The 17,890-nt window shown below is 72.7% G+C and carries 17 protein-coding genes and 2 pseudogenes; 5 read left to right on the top strand and 14 right to left on the bottom strand.

Going from position 1 to position 17,890, the window contains the following annotated elements; all coding sequences use genetic code 11:
• The first annotated feature begins 55 nt into the window (after window positions 1–55).
• Window positions 56–4,510: a PAS domain-containing protein gene (locus ACSU6L_RS18870; protein ID WP_437058302.1), complete on the top strand. Its 4,455-nt coding sequence runs from the start codon at window positions 56–58 to the stop codon at window positions 4,508–4,510.
• A gap of 30 nt (window positions 4,511–4,540) precedes the next feature.
• Here ACSU6L_RS18870 and ACSU6L_RS18875 read toward each other — a convergent pair whose 3' ends face one another.
• A complete protein-coding gene (locus ACSU6L_RS18875) occupies window positions 4,541–5,119 on the bottom strand; it encodes a TetR/AcrR family transcriptional regulator (RefSeq protein WP_073944773.1) in 579 nt (192 codons plus the stop codon).
• A 133-nt stretch (window positions 5,120–5,252) separates the two neighbouring features.
• On the opposite strand from ACSU6L_RS18875, the gene ACSU6L_RS18880 reads away from it, so the two are divergent.
• Window positions 5,253–6,479 (top strand): MFS transporter, encoded by a 1,227-nt coding sequence (locus tag ACSU6L_RS18880; protein WP_437058305.1) that lies wholly within the window; start codon window positions 5,253–5,255, stop codon window positions 6,477–6,479.
• 41 nt (window positions 6,480–6,520) lie between these two features.
• Here ACSU6L_RS18880 and ACSU6L_RS18885 read toward each other — a convergent pair whose 3' ends face one another.
• The 4 genes and pseudogenes from ACSU6L_RS18885 to ACSU6L_RS18900 all read right to left on the bottom strand — a co-directional run bounded on the left by ACSU6L_RS18885 (window position 6,521) and on the right by ACSU6L_RS18900 (window position 10,484).
• Complete coding sequence (locus ACSU6L_RS18885; RefSeq protein WP_437058307.1) at window positions 6,521–8,197, bottom strand: long-chain fatty acid--CoA ligase; 1,677 nt, start codon at window positions 8,195–8,197, stop codon at window positions 6,521–6,523.
• 142 nt (window positions 8,198–8,339) lie between these two features.
• Window positions 8,340–8,906, bottom strand: a complete 567-nt coding sequence (locus ACSU6L_RS18890) for a SigE family RNA polymerase sigma factor (protein WP_437058309.1) — start codon at window positions 8,904–8,906, stop codon at window positions 8,340–8,342.
• A gap of 183 nt (window positions 8,907–9,089) precedes the next feature.
• A pseudogene (locus ACSU6L_RS18895) lies at window positions 9,090–9,982 on the bottom strand (thiolase C-terminal domain-containing protein).
• 175 nt (window positions 9,983–10,157) lie between these two features.
• A complete protein-coding gene (locus ACSU6L_RS18900) occupies window positions 10,158–10,484 on the bottom strand; it encodes a hypothetical protein (RefSeq protein ID WP_437058311.1) in 327 nt (108 codons plus the stop codon).
• A gap of 370 nt (window positions 10,485–10,854) precedes the next feature.
• On the opposite strand from ACSU6L_RS18900, the gene ACSU6L_RS18905 reads away from it, so the two are divergent.
• The 3 genes and pseudogenes from ACSU6L_RS18905 to ACSU6L_RS18915 all read left to right on the top strand — a co-directional run.
• Window positions 10,855–11,721, top strand: a complete 867-nt coding sequence (locus ACSU6L_RS18905; RefSeq protein ID WP_437058313.1) for a bifunctional DNA primase/polymerase — start codon at window positions 10,855–10,857, stop codon at window positions 11,719–11,721.
• Window positions 11,722–11,773: 52 nt separating this feature from the next.
• Window positions 11,774–12,205: a hypothetical protein gene (locus ACSU6L_RS18910; RefSeq protein ID WP_437058315.1), complete on the top strand. Its 432-nt coding sequence runs from the start codon at window positions 11,774–11,776 to the stop codon at window positions 12,203–12,205.
• A pseudogene (locus ACSU6L_RS18915) lies at window positions 12,189–12,543 on the top strand (DinB family protein); the annotation flags it as partial. The gene ACSU6L_RS18910 and the pseudogene ACSU6L_RS18915, both read left to right, overlap by 17 nt.
• 410 nt (window positions 12,544–12,953) lie before the next feature.
• Here ACSU6L_RS18915 and ACSU6L_RS18920 read toward each other — a convergent pair.
• From ACSU6L_RS18920 to ACSU6L_RS18960, 9 genes are all read right to left on the bottom strand, one after another.
• Window positions 12,954–13,343, bottom strand: coding sequence for a hypothetical protein (locus ACSU6L_RS18920; protein WP_031067308.1), 390 nt, complete (start codon window positions 13,341–13,343; stop codon window positions 12,954–12,956).
• Between the two features lie 155 nt (window positions 13,344–13,498).
• Window positions 13,499–14,641 carry a tyrosine-type recombinase/integrase gene (locus ACSU6L_RS18925; protein WP_437058318.1) on the bottom strand — a complete coding sequence of 381 codons (1,143 nt, stop codon included), beginning with the start codon at window positions 14,639–14,641 and terminating at the stop codon, window positions 13,499–13,501.
• A complete protein-coding gene (locus tag ACSU6L_RS18930) occupies window positions 14,641–14,859 on the bottom strand; it encodes a helix-turn-helix domain-containing protein (RefSeq protein ID WP_437064954.1) in 219 nt (72 codons plus the stop codon). The genes ACSU6L_RS18925 and ACSU6L_RS18930 overlap by 1 nt, the downstream gene beginning before the upstream one ends.
• Window positions 14,853–16,241, bottom strand: coding sequence for a replication initiator protein RepSA (gene repSA, locus ACSU6L_RS18935; protein WP_437058320.1), 1,389 nt, complete (start codon window positions 16,239–16,241; stop codon window positions 14,853–14,855). Before repSA ends, ACSU6L_RS18930 begins: the two co-directional genes overlap by 7 nt.
• A gap of 4 nt (window positions 16,242–16,245) precedes the next feature.
• On the bottom strand, window positions 16,246–16,458 hold the full coding sequence (locus ACSU6L_RS18940; RefSeq protein ID WP_437058322.1) for a hypothetical protein: 213 nt from the start codon (window positions 16,456–16,458) through the stop codon (window positions 16,246–16,248).
• Entirely contained in the window at window positions 16,458–16,637 is a 180-nt protein-coding gene (locus ACSU6L_RS18945; RefSeq protein ID WP_437058323.1) for a hypothetical protein, read from the bottom strand. The genes ACSU6L_RS18940 and ACSU6L_RS18945 overlap by 1 nt, the downstream gene beginning before the upstream one ends.
• Window positions 16,638–16,729: 92 nt before the next feature.
• The gene (locus ACSU6L_RS18950) at window positions 16,730–17,023 is read right to left on the bottom strand and encodes a hypothetical protein (protein WP_437058325.1); all 294 of its coding nucleotides are present in this window, start codon (window positions 17,021–17,023) and stop codon (window positions 16,730–16,732) included.
• Window positions 17,024–17,033: 10 nt separating this feature from the next.
• On the bottom strand, window positions 17,034–17,219 hold the full coding sequence (locus ACSU6L_RS18955; protein WP_019527436.1) for a mobile element transfer protein: 186 nt from the start codon (window positions 17,217–17,219) through the stop codon (window positions 17,034–17,036).
• A 14-nt stretch (window positions 17,220–17,233) separates the two neighbouring features.
• Window positions 17,234–17,890 (bottom strand): DUF2637 domain-containing protein, encoded by a 657-nt coding sequence (locus ACSU6L_RS18960; protein WP_437058327.1) that lies wholly within the window; start codon window positions 17,888–17,890, stop codon window positions 17,234–17,236.

Raw genomic sequence — 17,890 nt, forward strand, 5'->3', positions numbered from 1 at the left:
TTGGCAAGATGGCCCGAGCGGTCGGCAAGGTGCGGTAACAGGGAGGAAGCGTCTCGTGAGCAGCAGGCCACCCCGAGGCGCTGCTCGCCTCGCAGCCATACTCGACGCGCTGCCCGACGCGTTGGTCCTGGTCAACGCCAACGGAACCGTCGTCAACGCCAACGCCATCGCCCTGGAGGCCTTCGAGGCACCGGGCACCGCCCTCGTCGGGCGCGGCCTGCTCGATCTGCTGCCGGAGTTCGACTCCAAGCTCATCCCCGGCTCCATGCGGCGGCCCGACCACATGGACCCGCGCGGTCGGACCAAGCCGACCCGGATGATGGCCCGGCGCACCGACGGCAGCGAGTTCCCGGTCGAGGTCACGTCCGCGAATCTGGAGAACGGCCAGCAGGCCTACGACAGCTACGGCTACACCGGCGACGAGCTGCTGATGCTCGTCGTCCGCGACCTGTCGGGGACCGTCGACACCGAGGCCGAGCTGGCACGCTCGCAGCGGCAGACCGAGATGATCCTGCGGGCCGCCGCGGAGGGCGTGGTCGGCACCGACACCGACGGGCAGATCGTCCTCGTCAACCCGGCCGCCGCGCAGATACTGGGCTACCGGGCCAGCGACCTCGGCGGCAAGGAGCTGCACGACCTCGTCCTGCACTCGCGCGCCGACGGCTCGCCGTTCCCGTACGACGAGTCCCCGCTCGCCGACACCCTGCGCTCCGGGCGCAAGCACCGGGTGCGCGGGCAGGTGCTGTGGTCCAAGAGCGGCGACAAGGTGCCGGTCGATCTGACGACCGCGCCGGTGCGCGACGGCGACCAGCTCGTCGGCGCCGTGATGACCTTCCTCGACCGGCGGCCGTACGACGCGCTGGTGGAGGAGAAGGAGGAGGCCGAGCGGCGGCACGCCGAGGAGCTGGAACGGCTCGCCGAGGAGCACGCCTCCGACCTCACCGCGCTGCGCCAGCAGCACGTCACCGAGCTGGCGGAGCTGCGCGAGCGGCACGAGGAGGAGCTGGCCGCCGGTGAGGAGCGGTACGCCGCGCTCGGCGAGCGGGAGAAGGACCGCTACGAGGCGCTGGCCGGGCGGCACGAGCAGCTGCTGACCCTGCTGGGCACGTCCCTGCGCGGGCCCCTCGACGAGCTGCGCCGCGAGCTGTCCGCGCTCGCCGCGGACGACGCCGGCCAGCTGTGGCCCGAGGCCAACCAGGTCCTCCACCACCTCTCCGCCGGTTACTCCCGCATCACCGCCCTCATCGACAACGTCCTCGGTTACCAGCGCCTCGACTCCGGCACCGAGCAGGTGACCCGTACGAAGGTGATGCTCGACTCCGTGGTCGCCTCGGGTGTCGACGGGGCCGTCGAGCTGATCGGGCCGGGGCGGGTGCAGTTCGCCGTGCACGCGCCGCCCATCGAGGCCGAGGTCGACGCCCGGATGCTGGCGACCGCGCTCGCGCATCTCGTCGCCGATGTCGCCGGGGTCGACGCGACCGGGAACTCCCCGGTGTCCGCGGGCGGTTACATGGACAACACCGTGGTGGTCGCGGCGGCGCAGCGGGGCGAGGTCGTACGGATCGAGGTGCGTGGGCCGTACGCCGGGGGCGATCCGGTGCACGAGCCGATCGTGCGCGGCATCGTGCGGGCGCACGGCGGTGTGCTGCAGACCCATGAGGTGCCGGGCATGAGCGGCAGTGCCTACGTGCTCGAAGTGCCCCTCGGCGGCGGCGCGGGCGCCGTGTCCGCACCCGCTCCCGCCCCCGAGAGCGACCTGGTTCCCGCCGCCGAGCAGACCTCCGGCGGTGGGCGGCGGCGGGCCCGGCGGGCCTCCACCGACGCCTTCCTGGAGAGCGACGTGCCCGGCGCGCCCGAGGGCGGCACGGAGGCGGAGTCCGAGCAGGCCGCCCCGGTGCCGACCGGACGGCGGCGCAGGCGTGCCGCGGCCGCGGCGGCGGAGGTCGAGCTGCACGTCCCGGCCGACGGGCCCGAGGCCGCCGGTGGCACGGGCCGCCGGCGCGGCCGGCCCGCCGAGGGCGCCGAGCAGGCCGACGCGGGCGAGGGCGTGGCCGAGGGGTCCGTCGTCACGGCCGACGAGCATGCCGCGGGGACCGCGGCCGTGGGCAGCGGCCTGGGCGGCACGGTTCCGCCGCAGGGCGTTCCCGCGTCCGGTGGCCGGCGTGCCCGGCGCGCCCCGGAGGAACAGCACGCCCTGCCACCGGCGTTGCCGGCCGTGTCGGGGGAGGACCAGCAGCCGACGGGCCGTCGGCGCCGTGCCCTGGCCGCCGCGCAGGAGCGCGCCGCGGCTCAGGAGGCCGGGCCGCGCACGGTGTTCGCGCTGCCGCCCGCGGAGGCGGACCGGGCGCCGGACGGGCCGCAGGGGGAGGCGGGGCCGCAGCAGGCGCTGCCGCCGCAGGCTTTGCCGCCGCAGGCGATGTCCCAGCAGGCGTTGCCGCCGCAGGCTTTGCCTCAGCAGACGCTCCCCGAGCAGGTGTCGCCTCAGCTGCCCGAGCAGGCATCGCCCCCGCAACAGCAACAGCAACAGCAACAGCCGCGGACCGCCCAGCAGCCCGTCCCGCAGGTTCCGCAGGCCCCACAGGCCGACGCCCCCGGTGCCCCCGGCGTCCCCGTTCCGGTTCCGGCACCGCAGCCCGCGCCTGCGCCTGCCCCGGCACCTGCTGCCCCGGCGCCCGCTTCCGTGCCCCTGCCGACGCCCGTTCCGGCCCAGGTCCCGCACCAGGTCCCGCCGGCCGACGCGCACGCCGACGCCCGCGACCACGGTCGGCACGATGCCGTACCGCACGACCAGTCCCACGACCACACCCCGCCGCAGCCGCACCCCGCGAGCGCGCCGACGGGCCGTCGCCGGCGTGCCGTGGCCCCGCCCGCGGAGCCGTCCGTGACGCCCCCGCAGGGCATCCCGGCGCAGGTGGCCGCCCAGCAGGGGCACGCCGATCAGGCGACGCCGGTGGCGAGGCCCGACGCCGGGCCCGCCCAGGCTCCCGCCCCTGTCCCGGCGGCCCCGGCGGCGGCCCCCGCGCAGCCCGCGTCCGGCACCGGCCAGGTGACCGTGCCCGCGCAGGCCGCGCCGCAGCCCGTGGGGCACTCGGTCGCCCAGCCCGCCGTCCAGCCGGTGGCGCCCCCGCTGCCCGGCCGGCCGCTCCCGGCCGAGGCGGCCCCCGGCGCCGCGACCCCCGCCGCGGGCACCCCGGCGCCCCAGCCGTGGCCGGCCGCCGACGGCGACACGTCCGGCGCGGGTACGGCCGTACCGGCCGACGGTGCCGCCGTGCCGCCGCAGGCCGCGCCGCAGCCGCAGCCGACCCCGAGCTCCGGCACCCCGCTGCCCCCGGAGGCCACCGCCGCGCGGGTCGCCCAGCCGCTGCCCGCCGAGGCGGCGGCGCCGGCGGACACCGACTCCACCTCCACGCAGGGCCGGTCGATCAGCGTGCGCACGCTGGGCCAGGGCGTGCCGTTCACCCGGCAGGCCGCCCAGGTACAGCAGCCGTCGACCGCGACGCCTCCCCCGAACCAGCCGGGCGGCTCCGGCCGGCGCCGGAAGCTGGGCACGCCCCCGGACCCGGCCGCCGCCCGTCCGCACCCCTCGGCCGAGCAGCCCGTCCCCCAGCCGTCGGCGCAGCCGGCGCAGCCGCCGCGGCTGCCCGGGCAGGCCAGTGAGGGTGCAGGGCGGTCGTACGCCATAGGCGCACCCGACGAGAACGCCGCCGAGGGCCCCGAGCCGCTGGACGGTCCCGGTGGGGCCGTCGAGGTGGCCGACACGCCGCGGCCGCAGCCGATGGACGACGAGCTGCCGCCGGAACCGCTGGACAACCCGCGGCGCCTGCTGGTGTGGCCGGCGCCGGACGTCAGCACCCAGCAGGCGCTCAGCGACCGCGGCTACCGGCCGGTGATCGTGCACTCGCGCGAGGAGGTCGACGCGCAGATCGCCGCGTTCCCGGCGGCGCTGTTCGTGGACCCGCTGACCGGGCCGATCACCCGTACGGCCCTGCAGTCGCTGCGGCAGGCGGCGGTCGCCGCCGAGGTGCCGGTGATGGTGACGGCCGGGCTCGGTCAGGCGACGCGGGAGGCGGCGTACGGCGCCGACCCCGCCGTCCTGCTGAAGGCGCTTGCCCCGCGCGACAGCGAGCAGCACCCGCCGCGCGTCCTGTTGATCGAGGAGCACGCGGAGATCGCGCTGGCGCTGACCGCGACGCTGGAGCGGCGCGGGATGCAGGTGGCGCGGGCGGCGAGTGATACGGACGCGGTGGCGCTGGCGGGGCAGTTCCGGCCGAACCTGGTCGTGATGGACCTGATGCAGGTGCATCGGCGCCGGGCCGGGATCGTGGACTGGCTGCGGGCGAACGGGCAGCTCAACCGGACCCCGCTGGTCGTCTACACGGCCGCCGTCGACCAGGCCGACCTGCCGCGTCTCGCCTCGGGGGAGACGGTGCTGTTCCTGGCGGAACGGTCGACCAGCGAAGAGGTGCAGTCGCGGATCGTGGACCTGCTGGCGCGGATCGGCACCAACTGACCCCTGCGCCTACGGGTACGACGCCCAGGCCTACGGGGCGACCAGCCTGCGTGCCGCCTCCTTGATCGACGCGCGCAGGCGCTCGCGGTCGGGGCTGTCCGCGCCGACCAGGATGCGGGCCATCTGGGGGACGACGGTCGCCCAGTTGGCCAGCGCGGTCAGCAGGAGCAGCAGGTCGGGGGCCGGGATCGCGTCGGTGATGACGCCCCGGCGCTGGCCGTCCTCGACGGTGGCGACCTTGCGGGCGTAGTGCTCCTGGCGTTCGGCTTCGTCGGGGAGTTCGGACGAGCCGTATTCGAGGCCTTCCCAGTAGAGCAGGCGCAGGATCTCCGGGTGGGCGGAGTGATGGTCGAGGAGGCGGTCGATCCAGGCCTCGATGTCGTCCGGGTCGACGGGGACCGAGGCGGCGAGGTCGAGCATCTTCTTCTCGAGGACGTGGGTGAACAGCTGCGCCTTGTTGCCGAAGTAGGCGTAGATCAGCTGCTTGTTGGCCTTGGCCTCGCTCGCGATGCGGTCGATGCGGGCGCCCGCGATGCCGTGGCGGGCGAACTCGGCGACGGCCGCCTCGAAGATCCGGGCCTTGGTGGCCTCGGGGTCCCTTGCTCCCATGGGGGACAGGGTAACGCGGGAAGGCGGATAACCAACTGTTTGGTTGACAGGGAATCGGAGGCGGCGCAGACTGTTCCCCCATCGTCCAACCAACCAGTTAGTTATTAGAGTCGGCTCGAAGGGGCTCCCGCTCATGCCGTCAGCGAGCAGCACCACCCAGCAGATCACCGCGACACGTGGTGCGACCGGTACGCCCTCCGCAGGAGGGCCCCGCACCCCCGCACCCGCCCTCTTCCTCACCCTTCTGGCCGTGTGCAGCGCGGTCACCGCCGCCAACATCTATCTGGCCGCCCCACTGCTCACCCTCATCGCCCGCGACTTCGGCTCCGCGCCCTCCGCCGTGGCCTGGATCGCCTCGGTCGCGCAGTTCGGCTACGCGCTCGGCCTGCTGCTCTTCGCCCCGCTCGGGGACAGCGTGAACCGGCGCCGGCTGGTCTCCGGTCTCACCGTGGTCACCGCCCTGGCACTGGCCGCCGCCGCGGCCGCCCCCGGCTCCGCCGCCCTCGCGGCCGCCGTACTCGTCGCCTCCGCGGCGACCGTCATCCCCCAGCTGCTCGTGCCGCTGGTCGCCGAACGGGCGCCCGTCGAGCGCCGCGCCCGCCATGTCGCGGCCGTCGTCGCGGGGCTGTTCACCGGCATCGTCGCGGCCCGGGTGGCCGGCGGGCTGGCCGGGCAGGCCTTCGGCTGGCGCTGGGTGTTCGCGGGCGCGGCCGTACTGACTCTCGCCCTCGGTCTCGCGACCTCGCTCGTGCTGCCGTCCGAGCGGCGGCCGCGCACCGGATCGCTGTTCGGGGGCATCACCGCGCTGCCCGGAGTCGTCCGCCACTCGCCCGACCTGTGGCGGGCCTGCGTCCGGCAGGCGGGGATGTTCGGCGCGTGGAGCGCGCTGTGGACCTCGCTCGCGCTGCTGCTGACCGGCCCGGAGTACGGTCTGTCCACGGCGACCGCCGGTCTCTTCGGCCTCTTCGGCCTGGCGGCGACCGTGGTCGCGCCGCTGGCGGGCGGGCTGGTGGACCGGTTCGGGGCGGCCCGGGTCGTCCGTACCGCGTATCTGCTCGCCGCCGTGTCCGTGCCGCTGTTCTGGGCCGGCGGTCAGGTCCTCGCGGCCTTGTTCGTCGCCGCGATCGCGATCCACGCGGCGCTGGTGGCCTCGCACGTCGCCAACCAGACCCTGGCCCTGACCACCACCTCGACCCCGGCCACCGCCAACACCGCCTACGTCGTCGCCGGTTTCGCGGGCGGCGCCACCGCTTCAGCCCTCGCGGGCTCCGCCTACGCCCACTTCGCCTGGGGCGGGGTGTGCGCGGTGGCGGGGCTGTGGCTGCTGCTGGGCTGGGGGACGACCGCCGCACGGCGGTGAGGCCGCCGTACGACGATCGCGCTGCCGTCCGCGCGGAGGGTTCAGAGCTTGGTGACGTCCAGCTCGCCCTCCGCGTACTGCTTGCGCAGCACCTTCTTGTCGAACTTGCCGACGGACGTCTTCGGCACCGCCGCGATGACCGTCCAGCGCTCCGGGAGCTGCCACTTGGCGATCTTGGCCTCCTCGGTGAGGAAGGCGCGCAGGGCTTCGAAGTCGGCGGTGGCGCCCTCCTTGAGGACGACCGTGGCCAGCGGGCGCTCGCCCCACTTCTCGTCGGGGACGGCGACGACCGCGGCCTCGGCGACCTCCGGGTGGGACATCAGGGCGTTCTCCAGTTCCACCGAGGAGATCCACTCGCCGCCGGACTTGATGACGTCCTTGGCGCGGTCGGTGAGGGTGAGGAAGCCGTCGGCGGAGATGGTGCCGACGTCGCCCGTCTTCAGCCACCCGTCCTCGCTGAACTTGTCGGCCGGGCGCAGCGGTTCGGCGTCCGGGCCGTTGTAGTAGGCGCCGGCGATCCACGGGCCGCGGACCTCCAGCTCACCGGCCGACTCCCCGTCCCAGGGCAGGCGCTCGCCGCCGGGGCCGGTGAGGCGGGCCTCGACGCTCGCCGGGAAGCGGCCCTGGGTGAGGCGGTAGCCGAACTCCTCGTCGGTGCCGACCGCGTGGGCCGGCGGGCGGGCGATCGTGCCGAGCGGGGAGGTCTCCGTCATGCCCCACGCGTGGCAGACCCGCATGCCCAGCTTGTCGAAGGCCTCCATCAGGGAGGGCGGACAGGCGGAGCCGCCGATGGTGACCTGGCCGAGGGAGGAGACCTCGCGCGGGTTGGCGGTCAGTTCGGCGAGCAGGCCCTGCCAGATGGTGGGGACGGCGGCGGCGTGCGTCGGCTTCTCGCCCTCGATCATCTCGGCGAGCGGCGCGGGCTGCAGGAAGCGGTCCGGCATCAGCAGGTTCACGCCGGTCATGAAGGTGGCGTGCGGCAGACCCCAGGCGTTGACGTGGAACTGGGGGACCACGACCAGGGAGGTGTCCTGGTCGGTCAGGCCCATCGACTGGGCCATGTTGACCTGCATGGAGTGCAGGTAGATCGAACGGTGGCTGTAGACCACGCCCTTGGGGTCGCCGGTGGTGCCGGAGGTGTAGCACATGGCGGCGGCCTGGCGCTCGTCCAGCTCGGGCCAGTCGTAGGTGATCGGCTTGCCGGCGATCAGGTCCTCGTACTCGTGGACCCGCACGGACGCCCCGGCGAGCAGGGAGCGGTCGCCCGGGCCGGAGACCACGACGTGCTCCAGCGTCTTCAGGTGCGGCAGCAGCGGGGCGAGCAGCGGGAGCAGGGAGCCGTTGGCGATGACGACCCGGTCGGCGGCGTGGTTGACGATCCAGGCCAGCTGCTCCGGAGGCAGGCGGAGGTTGAGGGTGTGGAGGATCGCGCCCATGGAGGGGATCGCGAAGTACGCCTCGACGTGCTCGGCGTTGTTCCACATCAGGGTGGCCACGCGGTCGTCGTCGGCGACGCCCAGGTCCTCGCGCAGGGCGTGCGCCAGCTGGGCGGCGCGGGCGCCGATCTCGGCGTAGGAGCGGCGGTGCGGTTCACCCTCGCCGGTCCAGGTGGTCACCTGCGACGATCCGTGGATCGTGGACCCGTGGGTCAGGATCCTGGAGATCAGCAGCGGTACGTCCTGCATGGTGCTCAGCACGGCGTCCTCCCGGGGCGGCATTGCCTGCGCGGTGGTAAAGGTTGCGCTGATTCTGGACGCATACCGCGCGGTATGTCACTAGGCGCGGGCGATAGAACTTGTCACCTTGCGGCAACAATGGCGCGCTGCTATCGCCGGCCGGCGGGGGCGACGTCGACCAGATCTAGCGGATCGGCTCCAGCTCCGGGTCCTCGCGGAGTTTGCCGAGGGCGCGGGAGACCGCCGACTTCACCGTGCCGACCGAGACGCCGAGCACCTCGGCGGTCTGGGCCTCGGTCAGGTCCTCGTAGTACCGCAGGACGACCATCGCCCGCTGCCGGGCGGGCAGGCGCATGATCGCCCGCCACATCGCGTCGTGCAGCGCCTGGCGCTCCGCCGGGTCGTCCCCGTGGGGCATCGGCTCGGGTTCGGGCAGCTCGTCGCAGCTGAACTCGTCGACCTTGCGCTTGCGCCACTGCGAGGTGCGGGTGTTCAGCAGGGCGCGGCGCACATAGCCGTCGAGCGCGCGGTGGTCCTCGATGCGGTCCCACGCGACATACGTCTTGGTCAGCGCGGTCTGCAGCAGGTCCTCCGCGTCGCTCGGGTTCGCGGTCAGCGACCGGGCGGTGCGCAGCAGTACCGGCTGCCGGGCCCGCACGTACGACGAGAACGACGGGTACGCGGCGTGCGGCAGGACCCGCGTGGCCAACGTGGCGGCGTCCGAGGCGCTGGTGCAGACGGGTGTGGTCATGGCTCAACGCTAGGTTCGCGAGCGTGTAGTCCTCATCGCCCGCAGGTCCCGAAGACGACTCCCCCTCAGGTTGTAGAGGTGGGGTCCGCCGCACCTCCTGAAGGCGGACGAGGCGGGGAGAACGCCTGCGGGTTTACCCCTGGGGGCTCGTCTGGAGGCAGGAGGCGGAGGGCGCCGCGGTGCTCACCGGTCGGCGGTGAGCACCAGTCCCGACGTCGGCACCCCGTCCCCGCCGTCACCAGCACCCTTTCCGCGCCGCGCACCTGGTTGGGGGAGGTGCCGCGCAGCTGCCGCACCGCCTCCGCGACGCCGTTCATGCCGTGCAGGCAGGCCTCGCCGAGCCGGCCGCCGTGGGTGTTCAGCGGCAGCCGGTCCTCGGCGACGAAGCCGGCCGCCTCACCGGGGCCGCAGCAGCCGTACTCCTCGAGTTGCATCAGGACGAACGCGGTGAAGCGGTCGCACAGGATCCCCGCGTCGATGTCGGCGGGCCCCAGTCCGGACCGCCGCCACACTTGCCGCGCCACCACCCGGGCCTCCGGCAGGCCGGTCAGGTCGCCGTGGTGGAAGCCGGTCATCTGCCCCTGCGCCCGCCCCGCGCCCTGCGCGTACTTGAGGATGCGGAAGCGGTGGGTGCCCGCGGGTTCGCCGCCCGCGCGGATGTCCGTCCGCGTGGTGACGAAGTAGCCGGTGCCGAGCCTGGTGGTCTTCCGCGCGGACACCGACTCGATCACCGTGTCGAAGGTGATCTCGTCGCCGGGACGCAGCGGTCGCGGATACTCCTGCTCGCAGTCGGTGGCGACGACCGAGGTGCAGCCCGCCTCGTCCAGCAGGGCGAGCAGGTCGTCCTACGCGCGCGTGCGGCTCGTGTGGCCGGAGAGGCCGCCCATGTCCACGCCCTGCAGCACGGTCGGCGGGGCGATGGCGTCCGGGCCGGTGTACGCGGGGTTGGTGTCGCCCAGGGCCTCGCACCAGTGCCGGATCATGGGCAGGTTGACGGGGTCCTTGCCCCGGCCGGCGACGGTGGTGCGGCGGCCTTCGAAGGCCTTGAGCCGTGCGGCGAGGTCGTCGTCGTCCACTGCGGTGCCTCCCTCCGGCAGGAATCTGACTGGCCGCCAGATGTGAAGGCCTGTCAAGGGCCGAGAACGACTGCGCGGCGGTGCCGAAGCACCGCCGCGCAGCCGGACCTTGCTCACCCCACGGAACACCCCACCGGAAGTCGAGGGGCCGGTACCCCGGCACCGGCCCCTCAGCTCACCACCACAGCGGGGTGAAGGAGACGGCGACGTTGTCGTTGCCCTGGTTGACGGCGGTGAAGGCGGAACCGTCGACCTGGGCGGTGTTGCTCTGGTTCGACGCACCCGAGCCGATCGCCTGCTGCTGCGTGGTGGCCGAGTTGCCGCTGTTGTCACCGCCGACACCGCTGCCGAGGCTGCCCTGGATGGCGTTGGTGACGGCCGCGCTGGATCCGTTGTCCGCGATCGCGCCATTGTCAGCCGTCGCAACGCCGCTGAAGAGGGCGGCCGCGAGCGGAAGGGCGGAGACGGCGGCGATGACGTGGGCGGTACGGAAGCTTGCCATGTTGGTTCCTCTCAGAAGCAAATGTCGCACCGGCCTGTGGGCCGTTCAGTGCGTAAGTACGGCTTCCACCCAGGCAGTTGGCCGACCGCCTCGGTGCTGTGCACGACGTCGCGAGACCAGAGTTGCCCACCGAATCCCTGGCGAACCACCCCGGAAGCACCGATTCGCCCTCAAGCGTGATGACAAGTCGATAAACCCCCTTCGCCACCTTTACTTCACTGGAGCCCCACGACGGGGCAGGCAGGACACCTCCACCCCAAGCGCCACAAGAGGTGAAGCGTTCCGGCGCGATTCCGGCCAATCTCCGAGCCCCGGCGCGTCGCCCTGGTCTGCCCCTTTCCTTTTTCGAACGTGTGTACGAACATGAAGTATGGCCACCACCGACCGGCAGGCCACGACGCTGGCCCTCGCGCACGCCCTGTCAGCCGCCGAACGCGGACTGCCCGTCATCCCCCTGTCCCGGACGAAGCTCCCGGCCCTGCGCTCCCCCCACCGCCTCGACCCCGTCCCCATCCCCTGCCACGGCGAATGCGGCCGGTTCGGCCACGGCGTGTACGACGCCTCGACGGACCCCGCGCGCATCCGCGCCCTGTTCGCCGCCGCCCCCTGGGCCACCGGCTACGGCATCGCCTGCGGACTGCCCCCGCACCACCTCATCGGCATCGACCTGGACACCAAGACAGGCACCGACTCCTCGGCGGCCCTGCGCGAACTCGCCCTGCGGCATCTGTTCACGATCCCCGACACGGTCGTCGTCCTGACCCCCAGCGGCGGCCGTCACCTCTGGCTCACCGGGCCGCCGGACGTGGTCGTCCCCAACTCGGCCGGCCGCCTCGCCCCCGGAATCGACATCCGGGGCGCCGGCGGCTACCTCGTCGGCCCCGGCTCCCGCACCGAGCACGGCGTGTACGGCACGGCCCCCGGCACCGCCGGCCTGCCCCCGGCGCCCTGCCCGCCGGCCCTGCTGCGGCTCCTCCTGCCCCCGCCCCGCACCCCCGCCCCACCGCCCGCCTCGTCCGGCGGGCACGGCCAGGGCCTCGTCCAGTTCGTCCTCGCCGCCCACGAGGGCCAGCGCAACACCCGTCTGTTCTGGGCGGCCTGCCGCGCCTACGAGAACGGCATCGGCCCCGACCTCGTCGCCCCGCTGATCGACGCGGCCCGCAGCACCGGCCTCACCGAACGCGAGGCCCGCGCGACGATCGCCTCGGCGGCGCGGCTGACGGGACAGCGTCACTGAGAGGGGAAAAATCCCGGGCCCGCGCCCCGGGAGCGCTCCTAGGGTGAGCGCCATGTCCCTGACCCGAGTAGTGCTCGCCTCCGGCCGCTCGCTCGAGCTGGTCGAACTGCGGCTGACGTCGACCTACGGCGGGATGCTGGAGGGCTACCCCAGCAAGCCGCTGAACGACCGCAAGGTCGACACCTTGGTGGCCGCCGCGGAAACGGCCTTCCCCTTCCTGCCGGTGCACCTCGTCCCGCCCCCGCGTGAACGGCACGACGAGCCGGCCGGCCCGTTCGGCCCGGTCGAGGTGCTGCCGTCCGTCTCCTGCGTCGGCTCGTTCCACTCCACCGCCGTCGACCCGGAGCACGACCCGGTCGAGTACCGCTCCGGCCTCACCGTGGTCTGGTACCAGCCGACACCGCGGATCCCGGCGGAGCACGACGCGGACGAAGGGCTGCGCGGAATCGCCTGGGAGGAGCTGGCCGTTGACTACGAACTCTGACGCGACGGTGGCGCTGCTTCGCCGCCAGTTCGACCTGACGTGGGCGCTGTTCGAGTACCACTTGGAGCGGCTGGCCCCGGAGGACTTCCTCTGGGAGCCCGCGCCGGGCTCCTGGACCGTCCGCCCCACGGCCGACGGCACCCTGGCTGCCGGACTGGTCGGACACCGAGCCGGATCCCGTCCCGGTCCCCACCATCGGCTGACTGACCTGGCACATCGGCTGGTGGTGGACCGTCGCCCAGGACCACCTTCAGGGCCGTCCGCCCCGGGACCGCACCGCCGTCACCTGGCCGGGCGACGGCACCGCGGCCGTGGCCTGGCTCCGCGACCTGCGCACCGCCCGACCGGGCCGAACGCCATCCCCAGGGCCAGCGGGGCCGACCCCGCGCCGCGCACCGCGGTCCTGCATCTCATCGGGGCCTCCACTTCATCGGGAGGAGCTCCGACGTACCGGGCACGCGCGTCGGCGCCGCCTCCCCCTCATGGTGCGTCGCGCACGAAGACGCTGTCGAGGCATCCCGGGCACGCGACGGCCCCTGACCGATCCATCCGGTCAGGGGCCGTTCACCGTGCGGTGGGTGTGGGATTTGAACCCACGGTGACTCGCGCCACGACGGTTTTCAAGACCTTCCCGACGTACGGCGCGCAGTGTGCTCCGCCGCAGGTCAAGCAAGTGTGAAAGCCCCTGCGGAGCCGTCGTCAGCGATGTCGTGCCCTCTACGTGCCCCAGGCGGCACGATCGTGCCCCTCAGCCTCCCGTCACAACGGGAACGATCACGGCCGCGACGGCCGACAGCAGCCCTGCCACAGCGAGGGCGCCATTGAACTTCTCTTTGGCCGTAGGGAACACGGAGCGACTCGCGTTACCGACCTTGCTACGCAAGACGATCATCTTCACCTTCTGCCACCTGTGTTGACGTTTCGAACAACCCATCAACACGCCATAGGCGTTGTTGCGGCAGTAGGTCTGCCCGTCCCGGTTGACCGCTCCACACCAGACAGGCACTTGGAAGGCCGCGTAGGCCGAGACGCCAAGCGATAGAGCCACGATCACGGGCAAGGACCATTGCTGACTCCAAGCCACGATCAAAGCCGCGGCCACCATGTATCCCCAGTACAGATGCACCACTTTCGCCATGAGCACGCAGAGTATCCGCGCATATGCATGGTGCATAGAGACGTTTTGGTCAGGTGACCATGTAGAGGTGAAGGCTTCCTGCGCAACACTGAGGGTCACAAACGGTGATGCCCCTGGCTACATCCTGGCCAGGGGCATCAGTAAGTGCAGGCTGCTCAGAACGGCTTACGCGCCTCAGGAGAGGCCTCTCCCTCTTGCCATCTGAGCCATGCATCGGCCGCATCCGCCACCTGGTCGTCACGGCCGGCGACCGGCCTGGCGTAGTGCCGGGTGGTCACGCTCGCATTTGAGTGGCCGAGGCGGTGAGCGGCAGTCATGACGCCGTACCGGTCGGCGACCCATGTGCCGTGGGAGGCCCGGAGGTCGTGAGGCGTCACGTCGGCGAGGCCGGCCGCCGAGACGGCAGGGTCGAAATACACCTTGCGCCACTGGTTGTAGCGCAGCGGCTTGCCCGCGGGTGTGGTGAACAACAGCGCGTCTTCCCCGTCCGGCAGCTCCTCGAGGTAGGCCCCGAGCCGCTGAGCCAGGGAGGGCGCCAGCCGTAGAACCCGCTTCTGATGCGACTTCGGGGTGTCGAAGACGAGGGTGCCGTTCGCTTCGGCAAGGTTCTCGTCGACCAGGAGGAAGCCGCCGACGACGTCCACGTCCGAGCGCCGAAGCGCGAACGCCTCTCCCACCCGCAGACCGGCGAAGGCGAGCAGCGCAATCAGCAAGTCGTGCGGCTTCTCGGCAGCGCGGACGATGCCCGAAGCCTCCTGCGGCGTGACGATGTGCGGTTCGGTCTGCGGCATACGCGGAAGCCGGACACCACGGCACGGAGTCTGCGGGATCAGGTCGTTGTCCACGGCCGACGCCATGATCTGCGACAGCACCCGGTACGCCTGGCGGATGCGCGAAGCACTCAGGCCCTCGGTGCGCATCGCGGCCACCCACTCAGTGATCGTGATCGGCCGCAGGCTCGACAACTCCCGGTCCCCGAGTGCCGGATTGATCCGTGAGTTGATCAGCGACCGGTACGTCGCTTGCGTCTTGTGCTTCAGCTGCGGAGCGACAGCGGCCAACCAGCGAGCGGACCAGTCCCGCACGGTCGTCCGCCCCTCGGCAGGGTCGAGCCAACGGCCCTCTTCGATCTCGATGCGCTTCCGCATGAGCCACCGGTCGGCGTCCGTCGACGTGGCGAACGTCCGGTTCGCTGGCCTCAACACCCCGTCCGGTCCCGGATAGCGAGCCTGGAAGCGGCCGGACGGAAGCTTACGGACACGACCGAACGGCCGGCGGGACCTACGCTTCGAAGCCATCAGGCAGCACCCCGCAGAGCCACCAGACGCAGGTTGACCGGCTGCACGGTGTGGGCAGCTACGAACGCGTCCACCGCACTCTCAGGGATGCGCACGTGTCGACCGACCTTCACGAAGGTGATCCGCCGTTCCTCGATGAGCCGTCGAGGAAACCGCACGCCCGTGCCGAGACGTTCGGCGACTTCCTGCACGGTGAGCAGTCGGTCCGTGTTCACCAGTCCTCCCCTTCCGAGCGCAGGTCTGTGAGCGCTTCGCGTGCGAGTTCGCGGCTTGCTTGCAGGTCCCGGCGGATGTTGGCGGCGAGCCAGGATTCGCCGGGGGTGTGCCCGTGGCCGGCGTAGGCCCAGTGGGCGACGGTGAGGGTGGTGGCTTCCTCGTCGTCGGGGTCGGGCAGGCCGAGGGCGGCGCGTTGCTGGGCGGCGCGGTAGTCGGCGCGCGCCTGGCGCAGCTCGCCGAGGGTGGTGGAGTAGCGGCGGGACTTGGTGGAGAAGTGGCCGCGGAAGCCGAGCATGTGGGCCCAGTCGCGGAGCTTGCGGTCCGGGTAGAGCGGGTGGAGGTCGAGGCAGGCGGCGATGAGCCGGGCCGGGTGGTCGGGGACGTCGAGCAGGACCAGGGCTTCCTTGTTGCCGATGCGGCGGTCCACGGTGCCGGTGGTCTCGGCCGCTTTGGTGGCGTACTTGGCGACGTAGGAGGCGACCGCCTGCTCGGTGATGTCCTCGCCGTCACCGAAGGCGCGGATGGGCCGTACGTCGAGCTGGGTGCCCCACCGCAGGGTCCGGGCCGGTTGGTCCCCGGACGGGGGCACGTCGACTTCGACGCGGGCGGCAGCGGCCCGGATGGCGTCGGTGAGCAGGTCGAGGGTGGCCCACGCGGGCGGCGGGTCGTCGGGGCCGGCCGGGCCGTCGAAGCGGATCACCGCGTGGAAGTGCACGGCCCCGCGCTTTTGGTACTCGGCGACCTTCCCAAACGACACCCGCGACTGCTCGCGTGCGGCCTTCTGGATGAGTCCGGCCCGCTTGGCGATCTCTCGGCGCAGGTAGATCGTGAAGTAGCGCCACAGCTCGGAGGCGTGGTTGTTCCACAGCACCGCGCCCGCGTAGTCGTAGCTGTCGGGGTCGAGTGGTGTGCCCAGTTCGGGGGCGTCCTCGGCGTGGCGGGTGCCGCAGCGGCAGGGCCGGTTGCCGGGCCGGTTGTGGACCGGGCCGAAGGACGGCGCGGTGAGGGTGGCGAACACGCGCGGGTGGTCGCGGATCGTCTCGGGGGTGCCCTTGGCGGGGTCACCGACGAGGCCGGCGCGGATCAGGTGGTAGGTGTCGCCCGCGTACGTCCAGGCGCAGGCCGGGCAGCGGGAGGCGCGGCGGTTGCCGCAGGCGACGCGCAGGACCCCGCCGGGCTCGGTGTCGGTGGAGTACGAGTACAGCACCTGCCCCGTGGCGGCGTCGCGGGTGACGGTCGAGCCCGTCAGGCGGATCGGGTCGGTGCAGCCGCCAGTACGGCGGAGCTGCTCTTGGATGCGGTCGAAGCCGGGAGACCCGGCCAGCCTCAGCACGTCGGCGAGGGTGGCCGGGTCCAGGCCCGCCATCGTGGCGGTGTCAGTCACTTGATCACCGCCCCCAACGACGCTTCTTCGGGGTGTTGGCGTCGTTGCTGGACGGTCCGGACAGGCCTTTGGACGGGCCACTGCGGCCGGACAGGGGCATCTTGCGGTCGCCGTCGTGCAGCTCGTGGGCCTTGGCTGTCTTCTTCAAGCGGTCGTAGTCGCCGTCGATGGCCTCGTAGTGCAGGCGGTCGAGGCCGAGGCTCCAGCGGCGCGGCATCAGGCGTTCACCCCCAGCGGGCGCACGTGGCGGGTGATGCCGGTGCCCTTGCAGGTCGGGCAGGTGACGCGGAGGGTGACGCGGGTCCCGTCGCGGTGGCGGGTGCCGGTGGTGATCGCGGCGGTGGCGAAGCCGTCGCAGTCGCGGCAGACACGCGTGTTCTGGGCGTGCTGGGGCATGATGAGGCTTCCCTTTCGGGTCCGTTGGATCTGGATGGGTGGAGCCGTCCGGGGCGGCGGAAGTTTGGCGACCGAGGCCGCCCCGGAGGGCGTTACTTGCTGACGGCGCGGCGCTTGGCCGCGCGGTTGATCGTGTAGGTGAGTCCGCTGGTAGCCGACAGGACCGCGACGGCGGCGCCGGCGACGACCTGGGCGACGAAGGCGATGACCAGCAGCACGGCGATGGACCCGGTGACGACGACGAGCGTCAGCACGATCGGCCCGGTGTAGGAGTGGGGCGCTTCCTGCACGATCACGACCTTGTGCACGTCGGTGCCGGGCGGGAGCCGCCGGTAGACGTCGGCGGGGATGTGACCGGCGCGGAGCTGGTCCTCGGGGAGCTGCATGGTCGGCCTCTCAGGGGTTGCAGCGGTGGGTGCGGGCGGCGAGTTCGGCGGCCGAGCGGTCGCGGTGCTCGGTGGAGAAGCCGCACTCAGGGGCGGTGCAGGCGGCGGTGTGCCGGGTCTGGCCACGGCCGTTGTTGAACGTGCCGACCTGCACGGGGCCGATGCGGATCACGTCGTAGAAGCGGTTGGGGCGCACCTGGTCACCTCCTTTCAGGCGAGTTGGGCGACGATCGCGCCGGCGAGGTCTTCCGGGATGCCGAGGCGAGCGCGCAAGGTGGCGGTGTCGATGTCGGATCCGGTGCGGGTGCGGTGCTCGGTGGCGACCTTGCGTGCGTGGTCGACCAGAGCCGGGGGCACCACCGGCACCGAGGCCGGGGCCGGGGCTTCCGGCAGAGCCGGGACGGGTTCGGCCGAGGCGATCTCCGGTCCCTCGTCCGCCACGTCGGGGCGGTCGATGACCGGCGCGGGATCGGCAGAAGCCGCGGGCGCGGGTGCCGGTGCGGGTTCGGTGGGCTGGTGGACGAGGAGGGTGCCGCCCAGGAAGGCCAGCGCGGGCCAGCCCGCGACGAGGATGCGCAGCCAGGCGGGAACGTTGGCCAGGTCGAGGAGTCCGGCGGTCGCGACGTTCGCGCCGAGGGAGGCGACCAGGGCGATGACGAACCACGTCCAGGCCGAACGGTCCCGGCGAGCGCCGCGCAGTCGACGCCAGGCCGCCACCAACAGCAGGTCGACGGAGACCGGGTAGGCCCACGCCTTCCAGCCGGACTGTCCGGCCGCTTCGGCGAGGTCGTGCAGGTGGGCGAAGGACAGGGCACCGGCGATCACGGCCTGAATGAGCACGGCATCGATGCGGATCGAGCGGAACAC

This window comes from Streptomyces sp. enrichment culture, from assembly GCF_964272855.1.
Taxonomy (GTDB): Bacteria; Actinomycetota; Actinomycetes; order Streptomycetales; family Streptomycetaceae; genus Streptomyces.